This is a genomic window from Saliniferula longa (genome assembly GCF_050789285.1).
GTDB lineage: Bacteria > Pseudomonadota > Alphaproteobacteria > Rhodobacterales > Rhodobacteraceae > CAVPWP01.
The window spans coordinates 372,463-384,951 of sequence record NZ_JBOUVX010000001.1; the positions used below are offsets into that span (position 1 = coordinate 372,463).

Genomic DNA, 12,489 nt, shown 5'->3' on the forward strand with positions numbered 1-12,489 from the left:
CGCGCATCAGAATCTGAGCCCCGCCCGCAGCCACAGCCGCTCTTCGCCGCTCATGGAAATCGCAATCGGAGGGGCAATGAAGATCGAGGTCAGCGCGATCTCGCCGATCCAGTCGGCGCCGAGCGCACGAAGGCCGATCGAGGCGCTCGACCAATCGCCGGTCGAAGTGCCGAAAAAGCGGGTCGCCAGATTCTGGAAGTAGCCCCCATCGATACCGGCATAGGGCTGCAGCCAAAGGGAAGATCCGTCGGAGCTTGGCAGAAACGCATTGGCTGCCAATTCCACGCGTCCCGACAGGCAGATGTCCCCGAGGATCTCGGACTGATCGAATCCGCGACTGTAGGCATTCGTTCCGAAGCCGCATCGCTGCGACACGGTGAGCGGCGCGCTCGACCACTGTCCCACCACTCCGGCATTTATGGCGAGAACGGGCGACAGGGGAACCGAGGCCTCGGCACTTGCAGAGGCCCTCAGGAATTGCTCGGCCGCCCCCGGCACACTGGCGAGCACCCCGGAAGGCATCGAGTCCCCGAATTCGGCAACGCCCGCGCTGACCGCCGCCCCGAGCCGCGTCTGAACCTCGAAGGGCTGACCGGTGGCGCGCCGGACCCCAAGGAACACGGCGGCGATCCGTTCGTCGAGGACGGGCGTGCGGAAGGACCGGCCCTTGCTTTCCCTTGCACGGAACTCGAGGACATAGTCGGTGATGGCATCGTCGGTCTCGATGCTGCGGCGCACGCCGACGCCAAGAAGCCTTCGCGAACCGTCGATGGAGAGGGGGCCGGTCAGTGTTCCGTCCGGCGTCACCTCGGCGAAGGACGCAGTGAAGTAAAGCGTCGTCTCGGCGTCCCAGGGCCGAAGCCTGTAGCCCAGGCCTGCGGCGCGCAGTTCGTCTCTGGCCACCTCCCCGGGGCCGGCGACGACGGCTGTGACGTCGAGCTGGTCGGTTGCAGTGATGACCCCCGGAAGCGCGAAGGTCAGCGAGGAAACCCAGGGTCCGACGTCCTCTGACCCGAAGCTGTCCAGCGTGAACAGGGCAGTGGGGACATCCACCGGAGCGACCAGCGCGGTGGATCCGCGCTCCACGCCCACGGCGTTCTCGATGCCCACCGACCCAAAGAAACTCTGCGCTTGCGCCCCCGGATTGGCGGCCTCGACGAGCACGAGAAAAAGCAGTGCCCGACGTACCCCCACCCAGTCCGCTCCCCGCCGTTACAGTAGTCCGCGAAGCCCAACCCGAGTGATTTCATGGGCTTGACCTAACGTTAAGGGCAAACTGATAAGACGCAACCCTGCATTTCAGCGCCGGCGATGCAGGGAAAAGGCCCGGCTTGGGCACGCCAAGCCGGGAGTTTCGGAAGATGTAGTCGTCCTTGTCGCTTTCGGCGTCGGGCCAGAGAACCGGCACTTTCCGTCGGTGACAGGGACGTGGTCGCCGTCAAATGTTGCAGGATTGTGTGTTCGACCGCACCAGACCGGCAATTCGACCTTTTTCCCATTCCAGCGTTCGTCCCGTCCCACAGTCCTGCAACATTTCCATCGGACACTCTGTCGCCAGCGTGGCGCAAGTTTCGTCGCCACGCCCGCGTGCGGCATCAGCGTTCAGCTCAGGGTGAGGATGGCAATGGAGCGACGGTCGGTTCTTCGGCCCCGGAAAGACGGGCAGCGTCTCGGTCGTGGTCGTCGGCTGGCATGCCGACTCCGTCACGCGCCCGTGCATGCGTCGGGGTTGGTGGGCGAACCTGGCGGATGACATCGTTCGATCCCATCCGCGTCGTCGATCGGGACGAACTGGAAACAGCAGATGTCGGCGGCGGGGACCTGTGCCCGCGAACGCCCGAGATTGATGTCGGGCGACCTGACCACGCCGACCCCACCGGGTCTCGCCATCAGGAAAAGTCGAGCAAACAGACACTGGGGCACGGCCGTGCCTCGTCCACGGCGCGCGCGCTGGGGCTTGTTCTGCTTGCAGGCGTCCTTTTCGGAGCATCGCCCGCAATCGGGCGCGTTTCGGCCGGAATCGGCCTTCCGCCGCTCGGGCTCGTGCTGTGGTCCAACGTCCTTGCTGCGACCGTGTGCCTGACATGGACGTGCGCCCGAACCGGCCTTCCGCGCCTCACGCGGTCGGACCTTGGCTTCGTGCTTGGCTGGGCATTCATTCTGGGCTGTCTCTATCAGAGCCTCACGATCGTCATCGCCGGCCAGGTCGACGCTTCGGTGATCGCCCTCGTCAACAGTTCGCGCGGGTTTCTGGTCTTTCTTCTCGCGGCCGTTCTCATGCTGGAGACGCCCAGCCTTCGCCGGTTTCTTGGCCTCGGGCTTGGGTTCGTCGCGGTGGCGGGGCTGCTCACGACGGACGCGTCGGTCCAGGGTGTGCCGCCGTTCTGGCTGGTCGCCTGCCTTTCCCTTCCCGCACTTCTCGCCCTCCATACCGTGATCATGGGCTCGCGCCGCACCAGCCTTGGCGCCTTTGCGGCCGTGGGTGCGATGATGAGCGTTTCCAGCCTTCTCCTGTTGCCGATTGCCTTCGCCACGGACGCGATCTTTGTCCCGTGGCAAGCGCCCGGCATTGGCGTCTTGCTGATCGTTGCCCTCGGTCTTTCCACGGCACTTGCGCTTGTCCTCGCCCTGGTTCTGGTCAGGTCCTCGGGGCCGGTCTTTGCGGGCCAGATGGCCTATTCCCAGACGATCGGCGGTCTCGTCTGGAGCTTCGTCATTCTTGACGAGCGTCTCTCGCCGCTTGCATGGGGCGCGGTTGCCGTGCTGTTCGCAGGGGTCTGGATCGTCGCCCCGCGCCCAAGCCCTGGAACGCAGGTCCGTCAGTCAATCGGCGGCACGCATCCCCGGACCGGGGGCGCATCGCAGGCAAGCTCGACGATCCTGAGCACCGAGCCACCCTTGAATCAGGGCGGGCGTCTGTCCGGGAACCGACGGGCATTCGCTGGCCGGGTCGGTGGGAGACCTCCCTAAACCCTTGCCTTGAATATGATTTGGCGCTGCGGCCACGATATGGTGTCGAACATGAGAGCGCGGCCGATCGGGCCGCTTGCACAGCCGCCCACGCGGTCGTGCAGAATGATGGCGTGCCGCACAATTTGCAGGCACTTCAGTGCCATCCTGCCGCTTCCTGTCCCGCCCGGACGCGCAGCGGATTGACAAGCGCGCCGGCTTGGATGCAGCGTGGTAAAGCGCTTTACTAAACCGATTCACTTGCGCTGGAGCGGAATGTGGGACCGGCGAGCCTCAAGGACGTGGCAAGGACGGCCGGTGTATCGGTCACGACCGTCTCGCGGTTCCTCAACGGTTCGCTTGAGCTTCCCGACCGGACACGCGAACTCATCGAAGCGGCCATCCGCGAGCTCAACTACGTGCCCAACCCACATGCCAGGCGGCTGAGCCTCGGGCGTTCGGACACCATCGGGCTTGTGGTGCCCGACATTGCCACCCCGTTCTTCGCCACGCTCGTCGCCTCGGTCGAAGCTGAAGCCGACCGACGCGGGCTGGCGCTTGCGCTCTACGCGACGCTGAACCGGGCGGGCCGCGAGCGGAGTTATCTCACGGCGATCCATCGCAACCATGTCGACGGGATCATCTTCATTACCAACCACCCCGACGACGGGGCGCTTGCCGAGGCGATCAACCGAAGCGGCCGTGTCGTGGTGCTGGACGAGGACGTGCCGGGCACCTCGGTCCCCAAACTCTTTTGCGACAACGAGATGGGCGGGTATCTCGCCGGTCGCCATCTGGCCGAGGCTGGCCATCGCGACGTCCTATTCGTCGGCGGGGTGGACGAGATGATCAGCGGCGCGCGCCGATTTGCGGGCTTCCGCCGCGCGACGGCCGAGGTCTGGGGACCCGATGCGCGGATCACGCGCTTCGCCGGGGAATACACGGTCGCCTTCGGTCGCGCTGCCGGGGTACGGTTCCTTGCCGAGGCGCGGTCCTGCACTGCTATCTTCGCCACTTCGGACGAACTGACCATCGGTATCCTCGAGGTGCTGCGCGAGAACGGCGTTTCGGTGCCCCGCGATGTCTCGGTCGTGGGCTTCGACGATGTCGGGCCACTCCATCTTTTTTCCCCCGGCATCACGGCGATCCGACAGCCGGTGCGCGAGCTTGGCGCGCGCGCCCTGTCGCTTCTCCTGGAGCCGGACCCCGCAATGACGGGCTCCCCGCGCGAGGAGCTCCTTCCCGTGACCCTGATGGAGCGAGATTCCGTTGCTCCGCCCCTCAGGTAAGCTGCCCGCAACGGCCAACAGAGAGGAAGACCGATGACTGCCACCGTCTCACGCCGAACCATCGCCGCGCTCATGGGCGCAACCGCCCTTCTGGCCGCGGTTCCTGCCGCCGCGCAGGACAAGACCTTCGCCCTTGTCCAGATCAACCAGCAGGCACTGTTCTTCAATCAGATGAATGAAGGTGCGCAGGCCGCCGCCGATGCCGCCGGCGTGAACCTTGTGATCTTCAACGCAAACAACGACCCCGCCGCGCAGAACAGCGCGATCGAGACCTACATCCAGCAGGGGGTCGACGGGCTCGCCGTCGTCGCGATCGACGTGAACGGCATAATGCCGGCCGTGGAACAGGCCGCCGCTGCCGGCATCCCGGTTGTCGCCATCGACGCGATCCTGCCGGAGGGCGGGCCGCAGCTCGCCCAGATCGGGGTAGACAACGCGGCTGCGGGCGCTGACCTCGGTGCTGTCTTCAACGAGTGGGCCACCGCCGCCGGCGGGGCGAAGATCGGGATCGTCGGCGCGCTCAACTCGTTCATTCAGAACGTCCGGCTCGACGGCTTCGAGGGCGCGATTTCCGGCACCCCCGGAGTAAGCGTCGCGGGCACCGTCGACGGTCAGAACGTGCAGGACACGGCCCTCGCCGCGGCCGAAAACCTGATGACCGCAAACCCCGATATGACCGCGATCTACGCGACCGGCGAGCCCGCGCTTCTCGGCGCCGTCGCGGCCGTCGAAAGCCAGGGTCGGCAGGCGGACGTGAAGGTGTTCGGCTGGGACCTCACCGCTTCGGCCATCGCGGGGATCGACGCCGGCTACGTCGAGGCCGTGATCCAGCAGGACCCGGCCGGCATGGGCGCGGCGGCGGTCGATGCGCTGGTGACCATCACGGGTGGCGGCACGGTGGAGAAGAGCATCTCGGTGCCCGTGACCATCGTCACGAAGGACAACGTGGACGGCTTCCGGGCGATGTTCGAATGACACACGCGCCATCCCCGGATGGCGCGGTGGCCGAGGGGGGCACCTCCCCTCGGCCGACATCCCCCCGTGCGCTGGTCTCGCTCCGCGGCATCCGCAAGACATTCGGTTCGCTCCATGCGCTGCGCGGCGTCGATCTCGACATCATGCCGGGCGAATGCCTTGGGCTGGTGGGCGACAATGCGGCGGGCAAGTCCACGCTGACGAAGGTGATCTCGGGCACCTACATACCGGACGGCGGCACCATCACGGTCGAGGGCGAGGAAGTTCGCTTCGCCGGCCCCGCGGACGCGCGCGCCCGCAACATCGAGATGGTCTTTCAGGACCTGAGCCTCTGTGATCACGTCGACGTCGTGGGCAACCTCTTTCTCGGCCGCGAACTGACCCGCGGGCCGTTCCTCGACCAGCCGCGAATGCTTTCCGAAGCACGTAAGATGCTCGAGGCCCTCGAGATCCGCATTCCGCGCCTGTCGGCCAAGGTCGACATGCTGTCGGGCGGGCAGCGGCAGGCCATCGCCATCGCGCGGGCCGCAAGCTTCAATCCAAAGGTCCTCATCATGGACGAACCCACCTCGGCCCTCGCCGTGGCCGAGGTCGAGGCGGTGCTCGCCCTCATCAACCGCGTCAAGGCGCGGGGCGTGGGGGTCGTCCTGATCACGCACCGGCTGCAGGACCTGTTCCGGGTCTGCGACCGGATCGCCGTCATGTACGAAGGCACCAAGGTGGCCGAACGGAAGATCGCCGAGACGCATCTCGAGGATCTGATCCGCCTGATCGTGGGGGAGGACAGGCACTGATGACCGCCTATACCGAACGCGAGAAGGGCCCCGCCCTGTCGGATTTCGTGGCCGAACATGCGCAGGTCCTGTCGATCGCGCTGTTCTTCATGGCCTGCATGGTCTTTTTCGGGCTGATGACGCCCACCTTCCTGACCACGGGCAACATCCTGAACGTGATCCGTCAGGCGGCGCCGATCCTGATCGTGGCGGTGGCCATGACGCTGGTCATCACCACCGCAGGGATCGACCTGTCGGTGGGGTCCACGGTGGCGCTCGTGAACGCGCTGGCGGCGATCCTGATGGCGCAGGGGATGGACTGGCCGCTGGCCGTCATCCTGATGCTGGTTGCAGGCGGGCTCGTCGGCGCGATCCAGGGGTGGTTCATCGCCTATCAGGGCATCCCGGCCTTCATCGTCACGCTGGCGGGGCTGTCGATCCTTCGGGGCTTCGCGCTGTACCTCACGGAAGGCTATTCGATCCCCATCACGGGCGCGCCCGGGTTCTTCTGGCTTGGGCGCGGAACCTTCGGAGGCATCCCGGTTCCCGCGCTCATCTCCATCCTCGTCGCGATCCTCGGATTCGTCGTGATGCTGCGCACACGCTACGGGCGCAGGGTCGTCGCGGTGGGCTCCAACATGGAGGCCGCGCGGCGGGTGGGGATGCCTGCGCGCCGGATCGTGGCGTCGGTCTATGTCGTCTCGGGGGTGGCCTGCGCGATCGCCGGCCTCCTCATCGCTGCGCGACTTGGGTCGGGGTCGTCGAACGCGGCCGTCGGCTTCGAACTTCAGGTCATCGCGGCGGTGGTGCTTGGGGGAACGTCGCTCATGGGGGGCAAGGCCAGCATGGTGGGCACGGTCCTTGGGACGATGACCATCGCGGTGATCGGGAACGGGCTCATCCTCCTTCACATCTCGCCCTTCTTTACGCAGATCGTGACAGGGACCATCATCCTGATCGCCATCTGGATGAACACGCGTCTTTTCAGCACGAACCTCCGGATCGGCCGGAAGAAGGGATAGGCAATGGCGGACGAGCTTTCTTCGTGCCATGTCCGGTCGGGCCTCGTGATGACGGTCAACGGGCCTGTCGCCTCGGCCGAGCTCGGCATCACTCTGATGCACGAGCATCTCCAGAACGACTGCTCCTGCTGGTGGAACCCGCCCACCGATCCCGCCCGCGAATACCTGGCCGAAAGCCCGGTCCGGATCGAGATCCTGTCCGAACTCCGCCAGGACCCCTTCGTCAACCGCCACAACATCGCGCTTGATGACCTGCCGCTTGCCATCGAGGAACTGAAGGACTTCACGGCGCAAGGCGGGCGCACGGTCGTGGACCCGACCTGTCGCGGCATCGGGCGTGATCCGCGCAAGCTTCGGGCGATCTCGGCCGCCACCGGACTCGACATCGTCATGGGCGCGGGCTACTACCTTCACACCTCGATGCCCGAGGACTTCGCGAAACTCACCATCGACGACATCGCAAGGCAGATCGTCACCGAGGCGCTGACCGGCACCGACGGCACAGACGCACGGATCGGCCTGATCGGTGAAATCGGCGTCTCCTCGGCCTTCACCGAAGCCGAGGAGCGGTCGCTTCGCGGCGCCGTCCGGGCGCAGGCACTCACGGGGCTGCCGCTCATGGTCCATCTGCCGGGATGGTTCCGGCTCGGAGGCCGCGTGCTCGATATCGTCGAGGAAGAAGGCGGCAACCTCCGCCACACGGTGCTTTGCCATATGAACCCGTCTCATGACGACTTCGCTTACCAGGCGGGCCTCGCCGCGCGTGGCGCCTTCGTCGAGTTCGATATGATCGGCATGGACTATTTCTATGCCGACCAGCAGGTTCAGTGCCCTAGCGACGACGAGGTCGCGCGCGCCATCCTGCGGCTGGCGGACGCCGGATATCTCGACCGCATCCTGCTGTCCCAGGACGTGTTTCTCAAGATGATGCTGACCCGCTACGGCGGGAACGGCTACGGCTTCGTCACGCGCCATTTCCTGCCACGCCTCAGGCGTCACGGGATGGACGAGGCATCGCTTCATGCGCTGATGACGGCCAATCCGCGCCGTGTCTTCGACGCTGGCGCCTGATCGGGAAAGGGGAGGAAATCCGATGACCACCAAGGTTCTTCTGGTCGGCGAAAGCTGGGTCAGTTCGGCCACGCACTACAAGGGCTTCGACCAGTTCGGCAGCGTGACCTTCCACCTCGGCGCGGAGCCGCTTGTCGAGGCGCTGAAAGGGTCCGAGTTCGATCTCACCTACATGCCGGCCCACGAAGCGGTGGAGAGCTTCCCCTTCGACATGGCGGGGCTCGAGAAGTGGGACGTCATCATCCTGTCGGACATCGGGGCGAACTCCTTCCTCCTGCCGCCCGCCGTCTGGCTCAGGTCCGAGACCGTGCCGAACCGCCTTCGGCTGATGAAGGACTGGGTCGAAGGGGGCGGGGGGCTTCTTATGGTCGGCGGCTATTTCAGCTTTCAGGGAATCGACGGGAAGGCCCGCTGGCGGAAGACGCCGGTAGAGGACGTCCTTCCCGTGACTTGCCAGGCTTGGGATGACCGGGTCGAGATGCCCGAGGGCGCCGTGGCCGAGATCGTGGCGCCCGAGCATCCGGTCATGGGCGGGCTCGGCGGGGCCTGGCCCGTCATCCTTGGCGTGAACGAAGTCGAGCCGAAAGTCGGCGCGCAGGTTCTTGCGCGGCTGCCCGAAGACCAGGGCGGGCATCCGCTTCTGGTGCTGGGCCACGCGGGCAAGGGCCGGACCGCCGCCTGGACGTCCGACATCGGGCCGCACTGGCTGTCGCCCGCGTTCTGCGCCTGGCAAGGGTATGGTCGGCTTTGGAAGAACGTTCTCGGCTGGCTTGCCGAGCGTCCGTGATGCCGGGTCAGGACGAGAGGATCGCCGCCATCTCGGCCGCGGTCGGGAAGGCGCGCATCGTGCCGGGGCGCGAGACCGTTAGCGCCGCCGCCCGGGCGGCGTGGGAGAGCGCCGCCGTGTCGAGTTCAACGCCCCTCAGCGTCGCCGAGGCAAGCGCTGTGGCCATGAAGCAGTCCCCTGCGCCAGTCGTGTCGACGATCTCGGCCGATGTTGCCGCCACCGCCGCGTCGCCCTTATCGGAGATGAGCCGCGCGCCGCGGCCGCCAAGCGTCAGCGCGACGCGGCCCACGCCGCGCGCAAGGAGCCGCGCGACGCCGCCGCAGGCCGCCGCTTCGCCTTCGTTGACAAAGGCGATGTCGACCATCGGCCAGAGGTCGGCGAAGAAGTCGCGCACCGGCGAAGGATTGAATGCCGTGCGCATTTGCCTGGCACGCCCTTCCTCGAGAAGCGCCCGCGTGCTGGCCAGCGATAGGTTTCCCTGCAGGACAAGCAGGTCGCCGGGCTCGGCCCCGCGAAGCATTGCCACCGCCGCGTCCGGGCCAAGGCCCGCGGCCGCCTCGTTCGTCGTGACGATGGCGTTCTCGCCACCGGCGGTCATCAGGATGAGGGAGATGTCGCTCCGAACCCCCGCGACCTCGACAAGCGACGCCTCGACCGGCTCTGCCACCAGCGCGGCGCGGATCTCTTCGGCGCGAGTGTCGCGTCCAACCGGCGCCACGAGGCGCGTCGAAAGCCCCGCGCGGCCCAGAACGACCGCCTGGTTCGCGCCCTTTCCCCCCAGATCGCGCGAAAGCTCGACCCCAAGGATGGAGGCGCCGGGCACCGGCAGGTCGTCCACCCGGATCGTCTCGTCGAGTGCGACATTGCCGATGACATGGGCCCGCATGGGTGGGCTTCTCCGTTCTCGAAAGGACCTGAGGTGCAGCTGATTTCGGACAGGACCCCCGGCGCGATACGGGAAATCTTTGGGCGCGACAAGGTGCTGATTGGCATGATCCACTGCCCGCCCTTCCCAGGCTCGCCCCGCTACCGCGGCGCGCGGATGGAGGAAATCTATGACGCCTGCCTGCGCGATGCCGACTACCTGATCGCGGGCGGCCTGCACGGCCTGATCGTGGAGAACCACGGCGACATTCCCTTCTCGAAACCCGAGGACATCGGCCCCGAGACGCCCGCCTTCCTGTCTGTCGTGACCGACCGCGTGCGCAGGGCGACGGGCGTGCCGGTCGGTGTGAACGTGCTGGCGAACGCCCCTATGCCGGCCTTCGCCACTGCGGTCGCCGGAAGTGCGGACTTCATCCGCGTAAACCAGTGGGCCAACGCATACGTCGCCAACGAAGGCTTCATGGAGGGCCGCGCGGCCGAGGCGATGCGCTATCGGTCGCTTCTGCGCGCCGAGCATGTTCGTGTCTTCGCCGACGTCCACGTCAAGCACGGCAGCCATGCCATCGTCGCCGACCGGCCGGTCCCCGAGCTTGCCCGCGACCTTGCCTTCTTCGACGCCGACTGCGTGATCGCCACCGGCCAGCGCACCGGGAACGCGGCCAGCCTTGAGGAGATCGACGAAATCGCCGGTGCGACCCATCTGCCGCTTCTGGTCGGGTCCGGCGTCACGGAGGACAACATTCTGTCGATCCTTGCGCGGACAAGCGGCGTCATCGTGGCCTCCTCGCTCAAGGAAGGCGGCGTCTGGTGGAACCCGGTCGACCCGACCCGTGTCCGCCGCTTCGCCGAGCGCGCGGCCGAAGGGCTTGGACCGTGACCGAGAGCCTCTCGGACCGCATGCTCCGCGAGAACGCGGCGATCTTCGCGCAGATGGTCGATCACCGCTTCGTCAAGGATATCCGGGCCGACCGGCTGCCGGCACGCGTCTTCGACCGCTACCTCGCCATCGAGGGCGCCTTCGTCGAGACCGCAATCTCGATCTTCGCCCTTGGCACCGCGAAGGCCGACTGCATTGCCGCGCAGCGCCAGCTTATCGCGGTGCTTGATGCGCTCGCCAACAGGCAGATCGTCTACTTCGAGCGGGTGTTCACGGCCCGCCGGATCTCTCCGTCCACCAGCCACCTGACCGCGCCCGGGGTCGCCGCCTTCCGGGACGGCATGCGAGCCCTCGCCGAGACCGGTGGATACGCCGATATCGTCACGGCCATGTTCGCGGCGGAATGGATGTACTGGACATGGTGCAGCGATGCGGCCACGGCCCGCATCGTTGACCCCGACCTTCGCAACTGGGTCGACCTGCACGCCGCCCCCGACTTCGAAGCACAGGCCCGATGGCTGAAGGCCGAAGTCGACCGCGCCGGCGCGACGCTGGCAGAGACCGAGAAGGTTCATCTCGTGCATCTCTTCGGCAAGGTGCAGCACCTTGAGATCGGGTTTCACGAGGCGGCGTATGCAGACCCAGGGCACCCTGAAGACGACGGGGGCGGGTAGAAGCGTCAGTTCCCCGCCCCGGCGACATGTTCCCGCCGCTCGCGCTGCAAAGTGGTATCTGACGGTTCGCGGCCTTGACCGGGAATCGCGCGGTGCAACGCCGAAACACCCGAACCACGGTGATCAGCCAAAGGGAAAAGACAGTCCGTTAAGGATCGTGCAAGGTGCCAGTCCCATGTCGGTATTCCCGCGTGAACCGGCATCGGCCCAAGAACGGTACGTCCATCCTTGACCCGTGGCAGGTCAGCCCGGCCGGGCAGTCGAAGGCTCCGGTCTGGCCGCGTTGCCTGTCCGATCGCCGACGTCTGCCGCCCCATGCACGACGATCCCGATGGCCACGACGGCGGTCGCCGGGGGGCGTTCGCCCCATGCTCCGTCGGGAACAAGGGTCCAGCGCCGTCCGACCTGCTGGTAGAGGTGCCGCGTCTCGGGCGCATCGACCAGGTGGACGTGCCCCTTGGCGCGGACGGCGCGCCCGGTGAGATCCTCGGCCATCGCCGCGACGTCCGCTTTCGACAGCGGCGCGTCGCGCTCGAAGAGCCACGTGTGATGCACCCGCTCGTGTCCGTGACCAGCATGATCCGGCTCGCCGGAGCTCTCCATGGCGGGCCTCGCATCCGTGCCGAACAGCAGCAAGAGGGGCGCTTCGGCGTTGGACGTCTGAATGATGGGGCGGTCCGGCGCGGCCGTCCGGACGAGCCCGCGCACCGCCGACAGCCCCGCCGCGTCGACGAGGTCGGTCTTGTTGATAACGATGATGTCAGCCTGAGCCAGCTGTCGCCGCACGACGCCGCCGACATAGCGGTTCGCGGCCTGCGCGGGCAGCTGCTCGGCATCGGCGAGGACGATCACACCGTCGAGCGGCAGCCGGAAGCCGTGGGCGTTGAGCGCGACCTTGCCGGGTTCGGCCACGCCCGAGGTCTCGACCACGATCCGGTCGATCTCGCCCGCGCGCGCCACGAGGCGCGCGAGAGCGGCCGCCATCCCGTCGGAGGCCGAGCAGCACATGCAGCCGTTCGTCAGGCGGATCGTGTGCTCTTCCTCCGACCGGATGAGATCCGCATCGACGTTGATCGCTCCGAAGTCGTTCACGATCACCGCCACCCGTTCGCCGGTCATCCCGGCAAGCAAGCGGTTAACAAGTGTGGTCTTGCCCGCGCCGAGGTAGCCGCCGATGACGGTCATGC

Annotated in this window: 12 protein-coding genes; 9 read left to right on the plus strand and 3 right to left on the minus strand. The window is 66.8% G+C overall.

Annotation, left to right across the window (positions count from 1 at the left end; all coding sequences use genetic code 11):
• Positions 1-6 precede the first annotated feature (6 nt).
• A complete protein-coding gene (locus ACRDNQ_RS01690; RefSeq protein WP_431826889.1) occupies positions 7-1,194 on the minus strand; it encodes a ShlB/FhaC/HecB family hemolysin secretion/activation protein in 1,188 nt (395 codons plus the stop codon).
• A gap of 555 nt (positions 1,195-1,749) precedes the next feature.
• Between ACRDNQ_RS01690 and ACRDNQ_RS01695 the strand changes: the two genes are divergently transcribed.
• From ACRDNQ_RS01695 to ACRDNQ_RS01725, 7 genes are all read left to right on the plus strand, one after another.
• Positions 1,750-2,970, plus strand: coding sequence for a DMT family transporter (locus ACRDNQ_RS01695; RefSeq protein WP_431826890.1), 1,221 nt, complete (start codon positions 1,750-1,752; stop codon positions 2,968-2,970).
• A 257-nt stretch (positions 2,971-3,227) separates the two neighbouring features.
• Entirely contained in the window at positions 3,228-4,238 is a 1,011-nt protein-coding gene (locus ACRDNQ_RS01700) for a LacI family DNA-binding transcriptional regulator (RefSeq protein ID WP_431826891.1), read from the plus strand.
• Between the two features lie 33 nt (positions 4,239-4,271).
• The gene (locus ACRDNQ_RS01705) at positions 4,272-5,213 is read left to right on the plus strand and encodes a substrate-binding domain-containing protein (RefSeq protein WP_431826892.1); all 942 of its coding nucleotides are present in this window, start codon (positions 4,272-4,274) and stop codon (positions 5,211-5,213) included.
• Positions 5,210-6,007, plus strand: a complete 798-nt coding sequence (locus ACRDNQ_RS01710; RefSeq protein ID WP_431826893.1) for an ATP-binding cassette domain-containing protein — start codon at positions 5,210-5,212, stop codon at positions 6,005-6,007. Before ACRDNQ_RS01705 ends, ACRDNQ_RS01710 begins: the two co-directional genes overlap by 4 nt.
• Complete coding sequence (locus tag ACRDNQ_RS01715; RefSeq protein ID WP_431826894.1) at positions 6,007-7,008, plus strand: ABC transporter permease; 1,002 nt, start codon at positions 6,007-6,009, stop codon at positions 7,006-7,008. The genes ACRDNQ_RS01710 and ACRDNQ_RS01715 overlap by 1 nt, the downstream gene beginning before the upstream one ends.
• Positions 7,009-7,011: 3 nt before the next feature.
• Positions 7,012-8,079: a phosphotriesterase family protein gene (locus ACRDNQ_RS01720; protein WP_431826895.1), complete on the plus strand. Its 1,068-nt coding sequence runs from the start codon at positions 7,012-7,014 to the stop codon at positions 8,077-8,079.
• Between the two features lie 22 nt (positions 8,080-8,101).
• Positions 8,102-8,866, plus strand: coding sequence for a glutamine amidotransferase (locus ACRDNQ_RS01725; RefSeq protein ID WP_431826896.1), 765 nt, complete (start codon positions 8,102-8,104; stop codon positions 8,864-8,866).
• Between the two features lie 7 nt (positions 8,867-8,873).
• On the opposite strand, the gene ACRDNQ_RS01730 is transcribed toward ACRDNQ_RS01725, so the two are convergent.
• The gene (locus ACRDNQ_RS01730; protein WP_431826897.1) at positions 8,874-9,752 is read right to left on the minus strand and encodes a PfkB family carbohydrate kinase; all 879 of its coding nucleotides are present in this window, start codon (positions 9,750-9,752) and stop codon (positions 8,874-8,876) included.
• Positions 9,753-9,785: 33 nt separating this feature from the next.
• On the opposite strand from ACRDNQ_RS01730, the gene ACRDNQ_RS01735 reads away from it, so the two are divergent.
• Positions 9,786-10,628, plus strand: a complete 843-nt coding sequence (locus tag ACRDNQ_RS01735) for a BtpA/SgcQ family protein (protein WP_431826898.1) — start codon at positions 9,786-9,788, stop codon at positions 10,626-10,628.
• The gene (locus ACRDNQ_RS01740) at positions 10,625-11,302 is read left to right on the plus strand and encodes a TenA family protein (RefSeq protein WP_431826899.1); all 678 of its coding nucleotides are present in this window, start codon (positions 10,625-10,627) and stop codon (positions 11,300-11,302) included. The genes ACRDNQ_RS01735 and ACRDNQ_RS01740 overlap by 4 nt, the downstream gene beginning before the upstream one ends.
• Before the next feature lie 243 nt (positions 11,303-11,545).
• Here the strand turns inward: ACRDNQ_RS01740 and ACRDNQ_RS01745 are convergent, their stop codons facing one another.
• Entirely contained in the window at positions 11,546-12,487 is a 942-nt protein-coding gene (locus tag ACRDNQ_RS01745) for a CobW family GTP-binding protein (protein WP_431826900.1), read from the minus strand.
• Between the last annotated feature and the right edge of the window lie 2 nt (positions 12,488-12,489).